Origin of the sequence: Sphingomonas sp., assembly GCF_042095875.1 — a bacterium.
Classification (GTDB): domain Bacteria; phylum Pseudomonadota; class Alphaproteobacteria; order Sphingomonadales; family Sphingomonadaceae; genus Sphingomonas.
Map to the genome: position 1 here is coordinate 1 of NZ_JBELMJ010000016.1, position 20,182 is coordinate 20,182.

Genomic DNA, 20,182 nt, shown 5'->3' on the forward strand with positions numbered 1-20,182 from the left:
TCACCTTCGTCGACGTGCCCGGCTTCCTGCCCGGTACTGCCCAGGAGCATAACGGTATCATCAAGCACGGCGCGAAGCTGTTGTTCGCCTATGCCGAGGCGACGGTTCCGAAGATCGCCGTCATCACGCGCAAGGCGTACGGCGGCGCCTACGACGTGATGGCATCGAAGCATCTGCGCGGTGATTTGAATTACGCCTGGCCGACAGCGGAAATCGCGGTGATGGGCGCGAAGGGCGCGGTCGAGATCATCTTCCGCGGCCGGACGCCGGAGGAGATCGCCGAGCGTACCGCCGAGTACGAGGCGCGCTTCGCCAACCCGTTCGTGGCAGCGTCGAAGGGGTTCATCGACGAAGTCATCATGCCCCACTCCACCCGCCGCCGCATCGCGCTAGGCCTGCGCAAGCTCGCCGGCAAGTCGCTGGAGAACCCGTGGAAGAAGCATGACAACATTCCGCTGTGACGGCTGTTGCGGCGCGGTCATCCGCACATTATCATGTCCATGATAAAGGAGACGTGATGTGCAGACCGAACGCGTGACCTTCCTGACCACACCTGACCACAAGGCCGCGCTCGACGCCTTCGCCGCATCGAACGGCAAGTCGGTCGGCCACGTCGTGCGCGAGGCGACGAGCCATTACATCGCGCAGGCGCCCGCGGGCGACGACGACGGGGAAGAGGCAGAGCTGGCGGCACTCGTGGCTGAGGCGAACGCCGCTATTCCGCAGATGCGCGCCTCAATCGACCGCATGATCGAGACGCTCGACGCCTCGCACCGCAAGGTCGACGCGTTCCTGCGTGAGGCGGGGGTGCGGGCGTGAGCGCGATCGGCGACGCACTGGCCGCGATCCGGCAGGTGATCCTGATGCAACAGCGCATGGACCAGCTCGACGGGCGGATCACGCAATTGGTCGCGGACGTCGACGGGCTAACCGACGCGCTCGCCAACATGCGCGACCGCGTCAGCCGGCTGGAGGGCATCATCGAGGGCGCGGCGATGGCGGCGCGGCAGCGGAGGATCGAGGAATGAACGCCGGGATCGAACTGGGCCGCCTCAACCACGTCGGCGTCGCGACGCCGTCGATCGAGCGCGCGGTCGCGACCTATCGCACGCTGCTGGGGGTCGAGGCGATCGGGGAACCGTTCGACCTGCCCGCGCAGGGCGTGCGCGTATGCTTCGTCGACGCGCCCAACACGCAGATCGAGCTGATCGAACCGTACGACGAGAACTCGCCGATCGCGGGGTTCCTGCGCAAGAACCCGGCGGGTGGGCAGCATCACGTCTGTTTCGAGGTGCCCGACATCCACGCCGCGATCGCGCACCTGAAGGCGGAGGGTGCGACCGTGCTGGGCGAGCCGCGCATCGGCGCGCACGGCACGCCGATCGTGTTCGTCCATCCGAAGGATTTCGGCGGTTTGCTGGTCGAGTTGATGGAAACGCCGGCCGGCGATCACCGATAACAACGAGCGGGAGAGGTGCCATGACCGATTACCAGACGATCATCGCCGAGAAGAAGGGCGACGTGCTCGTACTCACGCTCAACCGGCCCGATCGATTGAACGCCGCCTCGATCGAGCTCGCGCAGGAGATGACGGAGGCGCTGTACGACCTGCAGGGCGCGCGCGCGGTGCTGCTGACCGGGGCGGGGCGTGCGTTCTGCTCGGGGGCCGACCTGCAGGCGCGCGGCGGCGAGAGCGCGGTGCGGGGCGGCAACGTCAGCCACCGCGCGCTGATGAACTTCTACAACCCGCTGATGAGCCAGCTGCTCCACCTGCCCGTCCCGGTCGTCACCGCGATCAACGGCCCCGCCGCGGGCGTCGGCTGCTCGATGGCGCTGTCGGGCGATTTCGTGCTGGCGGGCCGGAGCGCGTACTTCCTGCAAGCCTTCGTCAACATCGGGCTGGTGCCCGACGGCGGCTCGACCTGGCTGCTCGCGCGCGCGATCGGCAAGGCGCGCGCGACGCAGATGATGATGCTGGGCGAGCGGATCGGCGCGGAACAGGCGGCCGACTGGGGCTTGATCTACCGCGCGGTCGACGACGCGGCGCTGATGGACGAGGCGCTGGCGCTCGCCACCCGGCTCGCCGCCGGGCCGACGGTCGCGCTCGCCGCGATGCGCCGCACCATCATGACCGCGCTCGACGGCTCGTTCGACCAGACGCTGCGCGCCGAGGCCGAGGGGCAGCGAGCGGCGGGCAGTTCGCAGGACGCGCGCGAGGGGGCCAAGAGCTTCATCGAGAAGCGCAAGCCCGCCTTCACCGGCGCGTGAACCGACCATCCGAGTAGAATGACATGACTAACCCCACCCCCGACCCGATCATCGAGCAGAACACCGGCGAGGACGCGGGTAGCACGCCCACGTCTCAGGCGATGCCGACCGAGGTCGCGGCACCCCCGCCCGCGCCGACGCTCGACACCTGGGCGAAGGCGGCGGCAAAGGAGGTCAAGGGCCGCGACCTGACGTGGGACACGCCGGAGGGGATCGCGGTCAAGCCGCTCTACACAGCCCAGGACGTCGATGGGTGGGAGCCCGGCCTCCCCGGTTTCGCGCCGTTCACGCGCGGCGTCCGCGCGTCGATGTACGCCGGGCGGCCGTGGACGATTCGGCAATATGCCGGCTTCTCGACCGCGGAAGCGTCCAACGCCTTCTATCACCGCAACCTGAAGGCGGGGCAGAAGGGCCTCTCGGTCGCGTTCGATCTGGCGACGCACCGCGGCTACGACAGCGACCATCCGCGCGTGACCGGCGACGTCGGCAAGGCGGGCGTCGCGATCGACTCGGTCGAGGACATGAAGATCCTGTTCGACGGCATTCCGCTCGACCAGATGAGCGTCAGCATGACGATGAACGGCGCGGTGATCCCGATCCTCGCCTTCTTCATCGTCGCGGGCGAGGAGCAGGGCGTCGACCGCAAGTTGCTCGACGGGACCATCCAGAACGACATCCTCAAGGAGTTCATGGTCCGCAACACCTATATCTACCCGCCCGAGCCGAGCATGCGGATCATCTCGGACATCTTCGGCTACACCAGTCGTGAGATGCCGAAGTTCAACTCAATCTCGATCTCCGGCTATCACATGCAGGAGGCGGGGGCGACGCAGGTGCAGGAGCTCGCCTTCACCATCGCCGACGGCATGGAGTACGTGAAGTACGGCGTCGCGAGCGGGCTCGACATCGACAAGTTCGCCGGGCGGCTCTCGTTCTTCTTCGCGATCGGCATGAACTTCTTCATGGAGATCGCCAAGCTGCGCGCCGCGCGCGTGCTGTGGCACCGCGTGATGACCAATCTGGGCGCGCGCGACGAGCGATCGAAGATGCTGCGCACGCACTGCCAGACCAGCGGCGTGTCGCTGACCGAGCAGGACCCGTACAACAACGTCATGCGCACCACGATCGAGGCGATGGCGGCGATGCTGGGCGGCACGCAGTCGCTCCACACCAACGCGCTCGACGAGGCGATCGCGCTGCCGACCGACTTCTCCGCCCGGATCGCGCGGAATACGCAGCTGGTGATCCAGGAGGAGACCGGCATGTGCAACGTCGTCGATCCGCTGGGCGGCAGTTACTACGTCGAAGCGCTGACCAAGGACCTGGTCGACCGCGCCTGGGCGATCATCGAGCGCATCGAGCGCGAGGGCGGCATGGCGAAGGCGGTCGCGGCGGGCTGGCCCAAGGCGATGATCGAGGAAGCGTCCGCCGCGCGCGCGGCGCGGGTCGACCGGGCTGAGGACGTGATCGTCGGCGTCAACAAGTATCGCAAGGAGAACGAGGATCCCATCGAGATCCTCGACGTCGACAACCACGCGGTGCGCGAGGCGCAGGTCCGCCGCATCAACGAGATGAAGGCGAGCCGCGACGAGGCGGCGTGCCGGGCGGCGCTGGACGCGCTGCGCGAGGGTGCGCGGGGGCAGGGCAACCTGCTCGAACTCGCCGTGGCTTGTGCGCGAGCCCGCGCGACGCTGGGCGAGATTTCTTCGGCTATGGAGGACGTGTTCGGCCGCTTCGGCACGCAGCCGACGCCAGTCAAGGGCATCTACGGCGGCGCCTACGACGGCGACGCGGCCTGGGCACGGCTGGAGGAGGGCGTCGCCGCGACCGAGCGGCGGCTGGGACGCAAGCCCCGCATGCTCGTCGCCAAGATGGGGCAGGATGGCCACGATCGTGGTGCGAATCTCGTTTCCTCGATGTTCGGCGATCTGGGGTTCGAGATCGTGCCCGGCCCGCTGTTCCAGACGCCCAAGGAGGCGAGCGAGCTGGCATTGGCGAAGGACGTCGACGTGGTCGGTGCCTCCAGCCTCGCGGCGGGGCACAAGACGCTGATCCCCGAGCTGATCGGCCACCTGCGCGAGGCCGGCCGCGCCGATATCAAGGTGATCGCGGGCGGCGTCATCCCGGCGCAGGATTACCAGGCACTGCGCGACGCGGGCGTCCAGGCGATCTTCGGTCCGGGCACCAATCTGATTGCGGCGGCGCAGGAAGTGCTCCGCCTGCTCGGCCACAACATGCCACCGATGAGCGAGGCAGCGGAATGAAACGATTGATCCTGATCGCGGGCGCGCTGCTCGCCAGCAGCCCGGCGGCGGCGCAGTCGGCCGGCGACTACCAGGCCGCCGACGCGCAGTTGAACGCGGCGTACCGGACCGCGATGGCGCGGATGAAGCAGCTCGACCGCGGCACCCGACCCGCCGACCTGCCGCCGGCCGAGCGCAACAAGCCGAGCTACAGCCAGGCGCTGCTGAACAGCCAGCGCGCGTGGCTCGCCTATCGCGACGCGAATTGCCGCGTGTTCTCCTACGAGTATCGCGGCGGATCGGCGCAGGCGCTGTCCAGCCGCGTCTGCCTGACCCGCGTCACGCGCGCGCGCACCGCCGAGTTGCGGCTGCTGCACTCGGTGTTCGCGCCCAAATGAGCGAGCCTTCGATGACGACCCGCACCGATTGGACGCGCGACGAGATCGCCGCTTTGTTCGACCTGCCGTTCACCGAACTCGTGTTCCGCGCGGCGCAAGTTCACCGCGCGCACCACGACGCGGGTGCGGTGCAGCTGTCGACATTGTTGTCGATCAAGACCGGCGGCTGCCCCGAGGATTGCGGCTATTGCTCGCAGTCGGTGGTGGCCGACAGCGGGGTCAAGGCGACCAAGCTGATGGACGTGCGTGCAGTTCTGCAATCCGCCGCGCAGGCGAAGGACGCAGGGAGCACACGCTTCTGCATGGGCGCGGCATGGCGCAACCCCAAGGACCGCGACATGCCCGCGGTGATCGAGATGGTGCGCGGCGTGCGCGCGATGGGGCTGGAGACGTGCATGACGCTCGGCATGCTCACGCCCGCGCAGGCGGCGATGCTGGGCGAGGCCGGGCTCGACTATTACAACCACAACATCGACACCTCGCCCGAGCGTTACGGCGAGGTCATCACGACGCGTACGTTCGACGAGCGGCTCGACACGCTGGCGCACGTGCGGAACGCAGGCATCAACGTGTGTTGCGGCGGGATCGTCGGGATGGGCGAGACCCGTGAGGATCGCGTCGGCTTCGTCCACGCACTCGCCACCTTGCCCGAGCATCCCGGCAGCGTGCCGATCAACGCGCTGGTGCCGGTCAAGGGCACGGTGCTGGGCGACATGCTCGCCGACACGCCGCTCGCGAAAATCAACGACATCGAGTTCGTCCGCACCGTGGCGGTCGCGCGCATCACCATGCCAGAGAGCATGGTGCGACTGTCAGCCGGGCGCGAGTCAATGTCCGAGGCGACGCAGGCGCTGTGCTTCATGGCGGGCGCGAACTCGATCTTCACCGGCGACAAGCTGCTCACCGCCGCCAACGCCGGCGACGGCCGCGACGCGGCGCTGTTCGAGAAGCTCGGGCTGCGCGCGATGGCGGCAGAGTGTCGGGTGATGGAAGCGGTGGAATAGATGCTGCTCACCCGCCGTCATGCTGAACTCGTTTCAGCATCCTTTTCTCATCACGCGCCGTCGCCGCCTCGGGCGAGATGGACCCTGACACGAGTTCAGGGTGACGGCGGTTCAGGACTTCGCGGTTCCCGCGAAGCGTTCATCTAAGGGGACCGTCATGTTCAAGAAGATACTGGTCGCCAACCGTGGCGAGATCGCGTGCCGCGTTTTCCGCACAGCCAAGAAGATGGGGATCGCGACGGTCGCGGTCTACTCGGACGCCGACGCGCTCAGCCCGCACGTGCTGATGGCGGACGAGGCGGTCCGGCTCGGGCCGGCGCCGGCCGCGGAGAGCTATCTGAAGGCCGAGCTGATCCTGCTCGCCGCGAAGGAGACGGGCGCGGACTGCATCCATCCGGGCTACGGTTTCCTGTCGGAGCGCGAGAGCTTCGCGCGTGCGTGCGCCGAGGCGGGGATCGCCTTCGTGGGCCCGCCGCCGAACGCGATCGCGGCGATGGGGGACAAGATCGAGTCGAAGAAGCTGGCGAAGGAAGCGGGCGTCAACGTGGTGCCGGGCTTCCTGGGCGAGATCGCCGACACCGACGAGGCGGTGCGGATCGCGGGTGAGATCGGCTATCCGGTGATGATGAAGGCGTCGGCGGGCGGCGGCGGCAAGGGGATGCGGCTGGCGTACAGCGAGCAGGACGTGCGCGAGGGGTTCGAGGCGACCAAGCGCGAGGGGCTGGCATCGTTCGGCGATGACCGCGTGTTCATCGAGAAGTTCATCGAGAGCCCGCGCCACATCGAAATTCAGGTGCTGGGCGACCAGCACGGCAACGTCGTCTACCTCAACGAGCGCGAATGCTCGGTCCAGCGCCGCCACCAGAAGGTGGTCGAGGAAGCACCGTCGCCGTTCGTCAGCCCCGAGATGCGCCGCGCGATGGGCGAGCAGGCGGTCGCACTCGCCAAGGCGGTCGGCTACTATTCTGCCGGTACGGTCGAGCTGATCGTCTCGGGCGCGGACACGGCGGGGCAGGGGTTCTACTTCCTCGAGATGAATACCCGGCTCCAGGTCGAGCATCCGGTGACGGAGGAGATCACCGGGCTCGATCTGGTCGAGCAGATGATCCGCGTCGCGGCGGGCGAGCCGCTGTCGTTCGGACAGGGCGACGTCAAGATCAACGGCTGGTCGGTCGAGAACCGCGTCTACGCCGAGGACCCGTACCGCGGCTTCCTGCCCTCGATCGGGCGGCTGGTGCGCTATCGCACGCCCGCGGCCGACCAGCGCCAGGCGCCGTTCGGCGACGACGAGGGCGCGCCGGGCGTGCGCGTCGACGACGGCGTGCGCGAGGGCGGCGAGGTCAGCATGTTCTACGACCCCATGATCGCGAAGCTGGTCACCTGGGCGCCGACGCGTGCGGAGGCGATCGACAAGCAGATCGCGGCGCTCGACGCATTCGAGATCGAAGGGCCGGGCACCAACCTCGATTTCCTCTCCGCGCTGATGCAGCACCCGCGTTTCCGCTCGGGCGAGATCACCACCGGGTTCATCGCGGAGGAATATCCGGACGGCTTCCACGGCGCGCCGGCGAGTGACGACATCGCCCGCGCGCTCGCCGCGGTGGCGGGATTTGCGGCGACCGCGGAGGCGGATCGCGCGCGGCAGATCGACGGGCAATTGGGCCACCAGCTCGACGCGCCGACCGACTGGGTAGTGCGCGTCGGCAAGGTCGACCACCGCGTGCAGGTCGGCGACGACCACGTCACGGTTGACGGGGCGCCGGTAGCCGGCGGGATCGACTACGACGCCGGCGGGCGCATCGCGCGGGTCGGCGGCGACGCGCCGCTGGCGGTCAAGCTGCGCCGGACGCGCACCGGCTTCTCGCTCAACGCGCGCGGCGCGACGCACAAGGTGCGCGTGCTCCCGGCGCACGTCGCCGATTACGCCCAGCACCTGATCGAGAAGGTGCCGCCCGACTTGTCCAAGTTCCTGATCGCGCCGATGCCGGGGCTGCTCGTCCGGCTGGACGTCAAGCAAGGCGACCGCGTCGAGGCGGGGCAGGCGCTCGCGGTGGTCGAGGCGATGAAGATGGAGAACATCCTCCGCGCGGAGAAATCCGCGGTGGTGAAGACGGTGAACGCCGCCGTGGGCGAGAGCCTGCAGGTCGATCAGGTGATCCTCGAGCTGGAGTGAGATTGGGACGGTGGCGTGGCGGGTTGCGGCGAAAGCGCGCTTCCTCCGGTCGCTGTCCTAATCTCCGAGGAGCAGCCTGCATCTACCTCCACCCACTGTCATCCCGGCCTTGAGCCGGGAACCCGCTTTTTTCGTCCGTCGCAACGGAAGCGGGACCCCGGATCAAGTCCGGGGTGACGTGAGGTTGGGCGAGAGTTGCCCGGTAGGGTGATACCGAGCGTGCCGTGCAGCCGCGCGCCACGCGGGAGTAAATCCCGCGTCGTCGGTCAGCGCTGGCGCGCTGCCGGCCGTGTAGGCGCGTGCAGCCCCGGCTGCACCGCCCGCCGGCACGGCGGGCTCGCGCCTACATTTTGCGACACAAAAGCGCTGGACGCCGCGCGGTGTGTTGGCCATCTCCACCACCATGACGCGCCTGCGCCTCTCGCTTCTCGTCCCGGTCGTGCTCGCCGGGTGCACTGTCGGCCCCGATTACGCGCCGCGCTCGGCCGCCGAGCTGGGCGTGCCCGACGCCTATTCAGTGGCCGCCACGCCGACGCGCGAGGATTTGACGCACTGGTGGACGCGGTTCGACGACCCAGTGCTGGGTCAGTTGGTCGAGCAGGCGAGCGCCGCCAACACCGACGTTTCGCAGGCGCTCGCACGATTGCGGCAAGCGCGCGAGTCGCTGGTGCAGAGCCGCGCCAGCCTGCTGCCCACGCTCAACGGCTCGGGCGGGTACAGCCGATCGGAGACGTTCCGCGGTGGCGGGCAATCGCTGACCCTGCCCGACGGCACCGTGCAGAACGTCGGCGGTGGCGGCGGCTCGAACTTCTCGCTCGGGCTCGACGCGCAGTACCAGCTCGGCCTGTTCGGCGAGGTGCGCCGCACCGTGGAGGCGACGCGCGCGCAGGTCGAGGCGTCCGGCTTCGACTATGCCACCACGCTGCTGTCGGTCCAGCAGGAGGTGGCGCGCAACTACGTGCTCGCGCGGCTCTATCAGGCGCAGCTCGCCAACGCGCGCGCCAGCCTGGCGCTGCAGGACGACAATCTCGAGATCGCGGGTTTCCGCGTTCAGGCCGGGCTCGTCTCCAGCCTCGACCAGCAGCAGGCGCGCAGCCAGCGCGCGGCGACCGCGGCGACGATCCCCGCGTTCGAGCAGCAGTATAACGCCGCCGTCTCGCGGCTCGGCGTGCTGACCGCGCAGGCGCCGGGTGCCTTGAAGCCGCTGCTCGCCACCCCGCGCGCGATCCCGACGGGCCCGCGCGTCGTCGGCGCCGGCATCCCCGCCGACGTGCTGCGCCAGCGCCCCGACGTGCGCGCGGCCGAGCGGACGCTCGCCGCCGTGACCGCGCAGATCGGCGTCGCCGCGGCCGCGCTCTACCCGGCGCTCGCGATCAGTGGGAACATCAACACCAACGCCGGGAACGTCGGCGGGCTGCTCGGCACGATCACCGGCGGGCTGTTCGCCGGGCTGACGCAGGCGATCTTCAACGGCGGACGGCTGCGCAGCCAGGTGCGCAGCAACGAGGCCGCCGCCGACGCCGCGCTCGCCGCGTACAAGGGCAACGTGTTGCTGGCGCTGGAGGATGTCGAGAATGCGGTCGTCGCGCTCGACACCGCGCGGCGGCGCGGGCGCGAGTTCACCGTGCAGCTCGACGCCGCCGACAACGCCGCGCTGCTGTCGCGGCTGCAGTATCGCAGCGGGCTGACCGATTTCACCACCTTGTCGCAGCAGGAGGCCAACCTGTTCTCCGCGCGTAACAGCGAGGCGCAGGCGCGCGCCGACCAGGCGACCGCGCTGATCCAGCTGTTCGGCGCGCTGGGCGGCGGGTGGAACCCCGACGTGATCCCGCAGCCGCCCGAACCTTCCCAACAGCAGCCCGGCGCTGCGCGAGAGACCCGCTGATGGCCGACCAGAACCTCGACGATTTCCTGGGGCAGAAGCCGCAGCCGAAATGGCGCAAGTGGCTCAAATGGGGGCTGGTCGCGCTCGGCGTCGTGCTGCTCGCGCTGCTCGTTCAGCGGCTGGTGTTCGGCGGTGCGAAGCCGACCGACTACGCCACCGCGCCGGTCGAGCGCGGCAATCTGACCGTCAGCGTGTCGGCGACGGGCAAGCTCGCGCCGACCAACCAGGTGACGGTCGGCTCGCAGCTGTCGGGGCTGGTCACCAAGGTGGTGGTCGACGTCAACGACCGCGTGACTGCCGGGCAGCCGCTCGCGCTGATCGACCCCGAGCAGATCGAGGACCAGATCCGCCAGCAGCAGGCGCAGATCGCCGCCAACCAGGCACAGGTGCGCCAGGCGCAGGCGACCGTGGCCGAGGCGCAAGCGCAGCGTGCGCGGCTGGAAGAGGTGTACAAGCTGTCGAACGGTCGCGTCCCGTCCGCGACCGAGCTCCAGACCGGACGCGCCGATTATCAACGCGCGGTCGCGGCGCTGAAGGTCGCGCAGGCGAACGTCACCGCGGCGCAGGCGACGCTGGCGCAGAGCCAGACGCAGCGCGCGCGCGCGATCATCCGGTCGCCCGTCAACGGCGTCGTGCTCGCGCGGCAGGTCGATCCGGGGCAGACCGTCGCCGCCTCGTTCAACACGCCGACGCTGTTCGTCATCGCGGAGGACCTGAGCCAGATGAAGCTGGAGGTCGCGATCGACGAGGCCGACGTCGGATCGGTCAAGGTCGGTCAGCGCGCGAGCTTCACCGTCGACGCCTTTCCGGGCAAGACCTTTCCGGCGACGATCACGCGCGTCGACCTCGGCTCTAACCTGACGGTCAGCAACGCGACCGCCTCGTCGTCCTCCTCGACCGCTACGACGGGGAGTGCTGCGGGCCAGGTCGTCTCCTACGCCGCCGACCTGACGGTCGAGAACCCGACGCTGCAGCTGCGCCCGGGCATGACCGCGACCGCCGACATCGTCACCTCGGACAAGAGCAACGCGCTGCTCGTCTCCAATGCCGCGTTCCGTTTCAAGCCGCAGGCGGCGGGCGCGTCGGACGACGGCGGCGGGATCGCCGGCTCGCTCACCTTCCGCCGTCGCCGCGACCGGCCGGAGCGTACCGCGACGCTCGGTCGCGGCGCGACGCAGACCGTCTACGTCAAGGGCGCGGACGGCAGCCCCAAGCCGATCCAGGTGACCACCGGCGACACCAACGGCACGGTGACGGAGGTGCTGTCCGGCCCGCTCAAGCCCGGCATGCAGGTCATCACCGGGCAGCTCGCGGGCGGCGACGACGCTGGCGCGGGCGGCGGCGGGCGTCGCGGTGGCGGACGGCGCGGGGGCGGCGGTGGCCAGTAGCGCGCCCGACAACGCTGCGCCGCTCATTTCCTTGCGCGGCGTGACCAAGAGCTACGGCGAGGGCGGCACCGCGTTCCAGGCGCTGAAGGGCGTCGACCTCGACATCTCAGGCGGCGATTTCGTCGCCGTGATGGGCCCGTCCGGCTCGGGCAAGTCGACGACGATGAACATCCTCGGCTGCCTCGACGTGCCGACCGGCGGTACCTTCCTGTTCCGCGGCCACCACGTCGAGACGCTCGACCGCGACCAGCGCGCCTTGCTCCGGCGCCGCTATCTCGGCTTCGTGTTCCAGGGCTTCAACCTGCTCAGCCGCACGACCGCCTTGGAGAATGTCGAACTTCCTTTGCTCTACCGAGGCGACGAGAAGAAGGCGCGGCGCGAGCTGTCGATGGCGGCGCTGGAGAAGGTGGGGCTCGACCGTTGGTGGGACCACACCCCCGCCGAGCTGTCGGGCGGGCAGCAGCAGCGCGTCGCGATCGCGCGCGCGATCGTGACGCAGCCCGACGTGCTGCTCGCCGACGAGCCGACCGGCAACCTTGACTCTGAGCGCTCGGTCGAGATCATGGAATTGCTCACCGACCTGAACCGCGGCGGCATCACCGTGCTGATGGTGACGCACGAGCCCGACATGGCGGCGTTCGCGCGCACGCTGATCCACTTCAAGGACGGGTTGGTGGAACGCATCGAGCGCAACCACCACCAGGGCGAAGCAGTGGAGGCCTGATGCTCGGCACCACCTTCGTCCTCGCGCTGCGATCGATCCGGCGACACCTGCTGCGCTCGTTCCTGACCACGCTCGGCATCATCATCGGCGTGGCGGCGGTCGTGACGATGGTGACGCTCGGCAAGGCGACCACCGCGCAGGTGCAGCAGAATATCTCCTCGCTCGGCACCAACATCCTGCAGATCCGCCCGGGCCAGGGCTTCGGTCGTGGCGGCGGCGGCCCGCGCCCGCCCGACTTCGAGCCCGAGGACGTGTCCGCCATCGCCAACCAGATCGCGGGCGTCTCCGCGGTCGCCCCGCAGGCGCAGTCGACCGCGACCGCAATCTACGAGGGCGCGAACTGGTCGACGACGATCAACGGCACCACCGCGGCCTATTTCCAGGTCCAGCCGTGGCCGCTCGCCGCCGGGCGGTTGTGGACGCCGCAGGAGGAATCCGCCGGCAAGGCGGTCTGCGTGATCGGCAATACCGTCAAGCAGAACCTGTTCCGCACCGGCCGCGCGGTCGGGCAGCGCTTCCGCGTCGGCAACGTCAGCTGCGACGTCGTCGGCGTGCTCTCGACGCGCGGGCAGGCGGGATTCGGCGGCGACCAGGACGACGTCGTCATCATGCCGATCAAGACGGTGCAGCGCCGTTTCACCGGCACTCGCGACATTCGCCTCATGCTGGTCGGCGTCGATCAGGCCTACTCGACTGCGACCGTGCAGGCGGGGATCACCGACCTGCTGCGCGAGCGGCGCAACGTTACCGCGGGCAAGGACGACGATTTCAACATCTTCGACACCAAGCAGATCAGCGATACGCTATCCAGCACCACGACGCTGCTGACGCAGATCGTCACCGCGGTGGCGGGGATCAGCCTGGTCGTCGGCGGGATCGGCATCATGAACATCATGCTGGTGTCGGTGACCGAGCGCACGCGCGAGATCGGCATCCGCCTCGCGATCGGCGCGGTGGCGAGCGAGGTGCTGCTGCAATTCCTGGTTGAGGCGGTGGTCTTGTCGATGCTGGGCGGCGTGATCGGCTTGCTGCTGGCGCAGCTCGCGATCGGGGGGCTGTCGGCGCTGGGCGGTTTACCGTACCTGTTCGTGCCGGAGATCAACGCGATCGCCTTCGGCATCTCGGCGGTGATCGGCGTCGTGTTCGGCTATTTCCCGGCGCGGCGCGCGGCGGCGCTCAACCCGATCGATGCGCTGCGCCACGAGTGAGGTGCGTCAGGCCGGCCGCTCGTGCCGCCGCGTGCCCGGCAGCGTCAGCGCCTCGGGTGCGTGGACCAGTTCGCGCAGCTGCTCCAGCTCCTCGGGGGTGTCGACGTCGATCAGTTCGGCGGCGTTGGTGACGACGTGGCGACCGGCGCGGATTAGCGCGCGCGCGCCCTGATCGCCGGACAGCGCGCGCAATGTGCCGAAGTGCGCGCGCGCGAACAAAGCGGGCGGCTTGGGGCTGCGCCCGTCGCTCGACGCCACCACCGCGTCGGCCGAGTCGGCGGCGTCGAGCAGGCGGTAGATGTGCGACGCGGTGACGCGCGGCATGTCGGCGAGCGCGAGCAGCACCGCCTTCGCGCCCAGCGCCTCCGCGCACGCGACCCCCAGCCGCACCGACGACGCCATGTCACCGACCGGATCGTCGTTGCCGATCACGGTGAAGCCGTGCGGGGTATAGTCGATCGTGCAGCACGGCGAGGTGACGACGACGCGATGCGCGAACGGCACCGCCTCCAGCGCGACCGCGACGTGCAGGCCGAGCGGGCGGGTGAGGAACGGCTCGTTGAGCTTGCTGCCGACGTCGCCGAACCGCGCCGACTTGCCCGCGGCGAGCAGGACGAGGACCGTGTCCTCCGCGGCGATCACGCGAGCACCGCCTCCGCCGCGCGATCGGTCGCCACATCGGACGCGGGCGCGGGCAGGTGGAACGCGCGCACCATGGCGGCGGCGATCGACAGCGCGATCTCCGCCGGTCCGATCGCGCCGATGTCGATGCCGACCGGCCCGTCGATGCGGTCGATCTGCGCCTCGCTCAGCCCCGCCGCCGCCATCCGCTCGCGCCGCGCCGCGTGGCTCTTGCGGCTGCCGAGCGCGCCGACGTATGCCGCGTTGGTCCTGAGGGCGGCAATCAGCGCGGGGTCGTCGATCTTGGTGTCGTGGCTCAGCGTCACCACCGCGGTCGACGGACCCGGCCGGTACGCCTCGACCGCCTCGTCGGGCCAGCGGTCGTCGAGCGTGACGTTGGGGAAGCGCTCCTCGGTCAGGAAACGCCCGCGCGGGTCGATCACCACCACCTCGATCCCCAGCGTCGCGGCGAGCGCCGCCAGGCTCTGCGCGATCTGCACCGCGCCGACGATCAGCAGCCGCCGCGGCGGCGCGTAGCGGTTGGCGAACACCTCGCCGGTCTCCATCGGGCGCAGGTCGCTGTGCCCGGTCGACAGGTTGGTGGTGACGGTCACGCCCTGGCCGCCGTCGCGCGCCTCAGCGATACGATCGAACAATTCGGGGTCGAACCCTTCCGCGGAGACGGGCTGCACCATCACGCTGATCTGACCGCCGCACGGCAGCCCGACCTCCCACGCGCTGTCGTCGGCGACGCCGTAGGTCTTAACCTGGAACGGCGCGCCCGCGATCACCTGCGCGGCGGTGTCGAGGATATCGCCCTCGACGCAGCCGCCTGACACCGATCCTTCGAACCGCCCGTCGGCGTGGACCAGCATGTGGCTGCCCTTCGGACGGGGCGCGGAGCCCCAGGTCGACACCACGGTGGCGATGGCGAGCGGCTCGCCCTTCCAGGCGGCGGCGGCGGCGAGGACGGAATCGTTGTCGGCCATGGTTGTGTCTCTTGCGTGGATCAGACCGGCGGCAGGCCGGCGAGCAGGGTGTCGAGCGTCGCGGGCATTTCGCGCACGCGCACGCCGGTGGCATTGTGGATCGCGTTGATGACCGCCGCGCCCGCGCCCGAGATGCCGAGCTCGCCGACGCCCTTCGCGCCGACCTGGTTCGCGGCGTCGTCGATCTCCTCGACGAAGTGCACGTCGATCTGCGGCACATCCGCGTTCACCGCGACGTGATACTCGCCGAAGTCAGGATTGACGAAGCGGCCGCTGCGCGTGTCGACCACCGCGGCCTCGCCCAGCGCGTAGCTGACGCCCCACACCATACCGCCGACGATCTGGTTGGCGGCGGTCTTGTGGTTGAGCACGCGGCCGACGTCGAAAACGCCGAGCATGCGGCGCACGCGCACCTCGCCCGTCACCGCGTTGACCGCGACCTCGCAGAAATGCGCGCCGTGGCTCGCCTGGCTGGTGCGCTTGGCCTGCTGCCCCGGCGACGACTTGCCGCGTCCCTCGATCGGCTCGCCGCGCGCGAGATCGGCGAGCGGCACCTCGCGCCCGCCCGCCGCGACGCACCCGTCCTTAAGCACCAGCTCGTCGGGCGCGGCGTTCATGCGCAGCGCCAGCTCGGCGAGCACGTCCTCGCACGCCAGTACCACCGCCGCGCACGCGCTGCCCGCGCCGAACGATCCGCCCGAGCCCGCGCTCTTGGGGTAGTTGGTGTCGCCGATCCGCACGTCGACCTGGGACGCCGCGATACCCAGTACCTCGCCCGCGGTCTGCGCCAGGATGGTGTAGGTGCCGGTGCCGATATCGGTCATGTCGGTCTCGACCGTCACGCGCCCGTTCGGCTCCAGCCGCACGTTCGCCGCCGCGGTCACGGTGAAGTTGCCGCGCAGCGCCGCCGCCATGCCGATGCCGATCAGCCACTCGCCCTCCAACGTGGTACCCGGATCGGGCACGCGATCGGGCCAGCCGAAGCGGCTAGCACCCTCGGCGTAGCAGTCGAGTAGGCGGCGGGTGGAGAAGGGCTTGGACGAGGTTGGGTCGTACGCCGGCTCGTTGCGGCGGCGCAGCTCGATCGGATCGAGCCCGAGCTGCTCGGCGAGCTCGTCCATCGCGCACTCGATCGCGAAGGTGCCGATCGCCTCGCCCGGCGCGCGCACCGCGCCGGTCGGCGGCAGGTCGACGCGCGCCAGCGCGGTGCGGAACACGCGCGTGTCGCCGCTGTAGAGCGGGATCGACCCGAACGGGATCGGCTCCAGAAAGGCGGCATCGTCGTTCTGGTAGGCGACGCCCTCGTGCGCGATCGCGCTGATGTGGCCGTCGTGATCGCAGGCGATGCGAATCCGCTGGCGCGTCTCGCTGCGATGGTGGACGAGACAGGCGGTATCGCGCCGGGGCAGCGCGACCTTGACCGGGCGCGCCAGCGTCTCCGCCGCGATCGCCGCCAGGATCACCTCGGGGCCGACCCCGGTCTTGCCGCCGAAGCCGCCGCCGACGAACGGCGCGAGCACCCGCACGTGATCGTCGGCGATCCCCAGCGCCTTGGCGATCGTCCCCTTGGCCGCGCCGATCACCTGGTTGCTCGATCGCACGGTCAGCTGCTCGCCCTCCCACCAGGCGGTGGTCGCGTGCGGCTCCAGCGCGGCGGGGAAGTGCGCGGGCGTGGTATAGGTCGCGTCGAAGGTGACGGGCGCGTCACGCATCGCCGAGTCGAGGTCGCCCTTGCTGATCGGTGAGAGGAAGCCGATCTCTGGCTCGTCGTCGACCGGCTCGGCCGCGAAATCGTAGCGGCCGTCGCGCGCCGCGACGTCGACGCGTACGAGCATCGCCGCCTCGCGCGCGATTGCCTGCGTCTCGGCCACCACCGCGGCGACGGGTTGCCCGGCGTAGAAGATGCGGCGCGTGCCCTGCTCGGCGAGTTTGCCCGAGTTACCTTCGCCCGCCATGATCCGCGGATCGTCGTGGATGACGGCCAGCACGCCCGGCAGCGCCTCGGCATCGGTGACGTGGATCGCGGTCACCTCGCCCGCGCCCACCGGCGCGCCGACCACCGCCAGATACGCGCAGCCGGCGGGCGCATCCTCGAAAGCGTAATGCGCCGCGCCGGTGACCTTCAACGGACCTTCGATCCGCGGCAGGGGTGCGCCGAGCAAGCCCTGCGCCGCGCGCTTCAACCCGCCCGGCCGCTCGGCCGTATCGATCGCCTGTTCGGTCACCGTGGAGCTCTCCGCTTGAACGCGCCCAATCTAGGAACTGCGCGGTCGGAGCGCCAGCGGGGCGCCGGACGATCCGCCCGACGCCCCGCCATCGTCACGCATCGAACGGCAATTGCTCGATGATCTTGTCGCAGGTGATCGGGAAGTCGCGCACGCGCACGCCGGTCGCGTTGTAGATCGCGTTGGCGACCGCCGCCGCCGCGCCCGAGATGCCGAGCTCGCCGATCCCCTTGGCGTGGATCGGGTTGGCGTGGATGTCGCGCTCGGACAGGAAGTGCACTTCCAGCTGCGGCACGTCGGCGTTCACCGGCACGTGATACTCCGCCATGTCGCGGTTGACGACCTTGCCGTTGCGCTCGTCGTGGACCAGCTCCTCGTGCAGCGCCGCGCCGATCCCGAACGTCATGCCGCCCAGGCACTGCGACCGTGCCGTCTTCTCGTTCAGGATGCGCCCGGCCGAGAAGACGCCCAGCATCCGCTCGACCCGGACCTCGCCCGTCACCACGTTGACCTTCACCGCGCAGAAATGCGCGCCGTAGCTCGCCTGGTGGAACTTCTTCTCCTGCTTGCCCGGCTCGATCTGCCCGGTCACCGACAGATTATCGTCGATCAGCTCGGTGATCGGCACCGCGCGGTTCTGCGCGATCGCGCGACCGTCCTTCAGCGTCATCTCGTCGACCGACGCGCCCATCGACTTGGCGAGCTTCTCGCGAATGCCCTCGCAGGCGAGATAGACCGACGATCCCGCCGATCCGGCGCCCCACGAACCGCCCGAACCCGACGACGCCGGCGCCTTGCCGTCGCCCAGGTGGACGACGACCTTCTCGACCGGCAGGCCCAGCGTTTCGGCGGCGATCTGCGCCAGGATGGTGTAGGTGCCGGTGCCGATGTCGGTCATGTCGGTGTCGATGATCGCGCGACCATCGGTGGTCAGCGTCACCTTGGCCGCCGACTTCATCAGCTGGTTCGATCGCACCGCTGCCGCGACGCCCATGCCGTGCAGCCATTCGCCGCGTCGGTCGGTGCCCGCGCGCTTGCGCTGCGACCAGCCGAACAGGTGCGCGCCCTGCTCCAGTGCGGGGATCATCTGCCGGCTCGAGAAGGGGATCTGCTTCTCCGGCTCCTGCGCGGGCTCGTTGCGGCGACGCAGCTCGATCGGGTCGAGCCCGAGCTTCTCGGCCAGCTCGTCCATCGCGCATTCGAGACCCATCATGCCGACCGCCTCGCCCGGCGCGCGCATCGAGCCCGCGGCGGTCAGGTTCATCGGCACGAGGTCGTGATTGATCTCGCGGTTCTCACCACCGTAGATGAAGTGCGTGCCGACGCCGACCGGCTCCCAATATTGCTCGTACGGCGTGTTGGCGACGAGCGAATTGTGGCTCAGCGCGTCGATGCGGCCGTCGGCGTCGGTGCCGAGCCGGATGCGCTGCTCGGTGTTGGAACGGCGGATCGTCGCCTCGTAGACCTGCTGGCGCGCGAGCACGATCTTGACCGGGCGACCGAGCTTCTTCGCCGCCACTGCCGCCGCGACGCTCTCCGGCGCGATCCCGAGCTTGGAGCCGAAGCCGCCGCCGACGTAGCGCGCGATGATCCGCACCTTGTCGGCCGACACGCCCAGCGCCTTGGCGAGCTGCTGCTGGTCGCTCGCGATCATCTGGTATGCGCCGTGCAGCACCAGTGTGTCGTCGCGCCACTCCGCGATCGAGGCGTGCGGCTCCATCGCGGTCGAATTCTGGCTGGGGGTCGTGTAGGTGACGTCGAGCTGGATCGGCGCTTCGTTGAACGCCTTGCTGAAATTGCCCTGCTTGCTGTGGCCGGGGATCTGATCCTTCTTGGGCTCCTTGCCCTGGTCCTTGTGCGCGGCGAAGACGAAGTTCGCGTCCTTCGCCTCGTGCTCCAGCCGCACCGCGGCGGCGCCGTCGCGCGCGGCCTCGAACGTCTCGCCGACGACCACCGCGACCGGCTCGCCGAAATATTGCACGTCCTGCACGCCCTGCGGCGGCGCGTCGGTCGCGCCGCCCTGTCCGGGGCTGCGGATGAACGTGTCATAGTCGGTGATGACGTCGATCACGCCGGGCAGCGCGCGCGCGGCGGTGTCGTCCACCTTGGTGATCTTGCCCGCGCCGAACGCCGCGCGCACCAGCACGCCGTGAACCAGCCGCTCCGCCGGATATTCGGCCGCGTAAGGCGCGCGGCCCGCGACCTTCAGCGGTCCCTCGACGCGGTTGATCGGCTTGCCGATCACGTCCTGCGCGCCGTCGAGGAAGCTCGTCGGCCGCGGCTCGTCCATCACCAGGGCGTTGGTGCTGCCGTCGTCGGACCCGAACAATGTGCCGAGAATGCTCATGCGGTCAAATCCCTAAGCGTCGCGATCAGCGTGCGCCGCGCGAGCGGTATCTTGAAATCGTTGGAGCCATAGCCGCGCGCGTCGGCGAGCAGCGCGTCGGCCGCCGCCTCGAACGCCTCGGTCGAGGGCGCGCGGCCGACGATCGCGGCCTCGACCGCCGGGTTGCGCCACGGCATCGGCCCGAGCCCGCCGAACGCGAGCGCGGCGGAGGCGACGACGCCGTCCTTCACCTCGACCACGCCCGCCACCGAGACGAGCGCGAAGGCGTAGGACGCGCGGTCGCGCACCTTGCGATAGACTTGGCGACCCGCGGGCGGCGCGGGCAGCTCGACGTGGGTGATGAGCTCGCCGACCTCCAGCACCGTCTCGATCTGCGGCGTGTCGCCGGGCAGGCGATAGAAGTCGTGGATCGATATGCGGCGCTTGTCGCCGTCGACCTTCTGCGTGACGATCGTCGCGTCGAGGGCGCGCATCGCAACCGCCATGTCGCTCGGATGTGTCGCGATACACTGGTCGCTGGTTCCCAGCACCGCGAGGATGCGGTTGAAACCGCCGATCGCGTCGCAGCCCGAACCCGGCGCGCGCTTGTTGCAGCGCGACGCAGTGTCGTAGAAATAATAGCAGCGCGTCCGCTGGAGCAAATTGCCCCCGGTTGACGCCTTGTTGCGCAGCTGCCCCGACGCGCCGGCGAGCAACGCGCGGCTCAGCA

General features: G+C 69.7%; 18 protein-coding genes. 13 read left to right on the top strand and 5 right to left on the bottom strand.

The window, feature by feature from the left end:
• The 13 genes from ACFDS6_RS07670 to ACFDS6_RS07730 all read left to right on the top strand — a co-directional run.
• On the top strand, window positions 1–461 hold a 461-nt coding region (locus ACFDS6_RS07670; protein WP_375271548.1), incomplete at its 5' end, for a carboxyl transferase domain-containing protein.
• Window positions 462–519: 58 nt separating this feature from the next.
• Entirely contained in the window at window positions 520–819 is a 300-nt protein-coding gene (locus ACFDS6_RS07675; RefSeq protein WP_375271549.1) for a hypothetical protein, read from the top strand.
• The gene (locus ACFDS6_RS07680) at window positions 816–1,028 is read left to right on the top strand and encodes a hypothetical protein (RefSeq protein ID WP_375271550.1); all 213 of its coding nucleotides are present in this window, start codon (window positions 816–818) and stop codon (window positions 1,026–1,028) included. Before ACFDS6_RS07675 ends, ACFDS6_RS07680 begins: the two co-directional genes overlap by 4 nt.
• 8 nt (window positions 1,029–1,036) lie before the next feature.
• A complete protein-coding gene (mce, locus tag ACFDS6_RS07685; RefSeq protein WP_375271607.1) occupies window positions 1,037–1,459 on the top strand; it encodes a methylmalonyl-CoA epimerase in 423 nt (140 codons plus the stop codon).
• Window positions 1,460–1,479: 20 nt separating this feature from the next.
• Window positions 1,480–2,268, top strand: a complete 789-nt coding sequence (locus tag ACFDS6_RS07690) for an enoyl-CoA hydratase-related protein (RefSeq protein ID WP_375271551.1) — start codon at window positions 1,480–1,482, stop codon at window positions 2,266–2,268.
• Window positions 2,269–2,369: 101 nt separating this feature from the next.
• Window positions 2,370–4,532, top strand: a complete 2,163-nt coding sequence (scpA, locus tag ACFDS6_RS07695; protein WP_375271608.1) for a methylmalonyl-CoA mutase — start codon at window positions 2,370–2,372, stop codon at window positions 4,530–4,532.
• A complete protein-coding gene (locus ACFDS6_RS07700) occupies window positions 4,529–4,909 on the top strand; it encodes a lysozyme inhibitor LprI family protein (protein ID WP_375271553.1) in 381 nt (126 codons plus the stop codon). The genes scpA and ACFDS6_RS07700 overlap by 4 nt, the downstream gene beginning before the upstream one ends.
• Window positions 4,906–5,913, top strand: coding sequence for a biotin synthase BioB (gene bioB / locus ACFDS6_RS07705; protein ID WP_375271555.1), 1,008 nt, complete (start codon window positions 4,906–4,908; stop codon window positions 5,911–5,913). Before ACFDS6_RS07700 ends, bioB begins: the two co-directional genes overlap by 4 nt.
• Window positions 5,914–6,070: 157 nt before the next feature.
• Complete coding sequence (locus ACFDS6_RS07710) at window positions 6,071–8,086, top strand: biotin carboxylase N-terminal domain-containing protein (RefSeq protein WP_375271556.1); 2,016 nt, start codon at window positions 6,071–6,073, stop codon at window positions 8,084–8,086.
• A gap of 403 nt (window positions 8,087–8,489) precedes the next feature.
• A complete protein-coding gene (locus tag ACFDS6_RS07715) occupies window positions 8,490–9,971 on the top strand; it encodes an efflux transporter outer membrane subunit (protein WP_375271609.1) in 1,482 nt (493 codons plus the stop codon).
• Window positions 9,971–11,359 (top strand): efflux RND transporter periplasmic adaptor subunit, encoded by a 1,389-nt coding sequence (locus ACFDS6_RS07720; protein ID WP_375271557.1) that lies wholly within the window; start codon window positions 9,971–9,973, stop codon window positions 11,357–11,359. The genes ACFDS6_RS07715 and ACFDS6_RS07720 overlap by 1 nt, the downstream gene beginning before the upstream one ends.
• Window positions 11,349–12,083 (top strand): ABC transporter ATP-binding protein, encoded by a 735-nt coding sequence (locus ACFDS6_RS07725; RefSeq protein WP_375271558.1) that lies wholly within the window; start codon window positions 11,349–11,351, stop codon window positions 12,081–12,083. Before ACFDS6_RS07720 ends, ACFDS6_RS07725 begins: the two co-directional genes overlap by 11 nt.
• Window positions 12,083–13,291 carry an ABC transporter permease gene (locus ACFDS6_RS07730; protein ID WP_375271559.1) on the top strand — a complete coding sequence of 403 codons (1,209 nt, stop codon included), beginning with the start codon at window positions 12,083–12,085 and terminating at the stop codon, window positions 13,289–13,291. Before ACFDS6_RS07725 ends, ACFDS6_RS07730 begins: the two co-directional genes overlap by 1 nt.
• A 6-nt stretch (window positions 13,292–13,297) precedes the next feature.
• On the opposite strand, the gene ACFDS6_RS07735 is transcribed toward ACFDS6_RS07730, so the two are convergent.
• The 5 genes from ACFDS6_RS07735 to ACFDS6_RS07755 all read right to left on the bottom strand — a co-directional run.
• Window positions 13,298–13,933 carry an NTP transferase domain-containing protein gene (locus ACFDS6_RS07735; protein ID WP_375271560.1) on the bottom strand — a complete coding sequence of 212 codons (636 nt, stop codon included), beginning with the start codon at window positions 13,931–13,933 and terminating at the stop codon, window positions 13,298–13,300.
• On the bottom strand, window positions 13,930–14,901 hold the full coding sequence (locus ACFDS6_RS07740; RefSeq protein WP_375271561.1) for an XdhC family protein: 972 nt from the start codon (window positions 14,899–14,901) through the stop codon (window positions 13,930–13,932). Before ACFDS6_RS07740 ends, ACFDS6_RS07735 begins: the two co-directional genes overlap by 4 nt.
• 20 nt (window positions 14,902–14,921) lie before the next feature.
• Window positions 14,922–17,126, bottom strand: coding sequence for a xanthine dehydrogenase family protein molybdopterin-binding subunit (locus ACFDS6_RS07745; RefSeq protein WP_375271562.1), 2,205 nt, complete (start codon window positions 17,124–17,126; stop codon window positions 14,922–14,924).
• 94 nt (window positions 17,127–17,220) lie between these two features.
• A complete protein-coding gene (locus tag ACFDS6_RS07750; RefSeq protein WP_375271563.1) occupies window positions 17,221–19,473 on the bottom strand; it encodes a xanthine dehydrogenase family protein molybdopterin-binding subunit in 2,253 nt (750 codons plus the stop codon).
• Window positions 19,470–20,182: FAD binding domain-containing protein (locus ACFDS6_RS07755; protein WP_375271564.1), on the bottom strand; the 713-nt coding region annotated here is incomplete at its 5' end. The genes ACFDS6_RS07755 and ACFDS6_RS07750, both read right to left, overlap by 4 nt.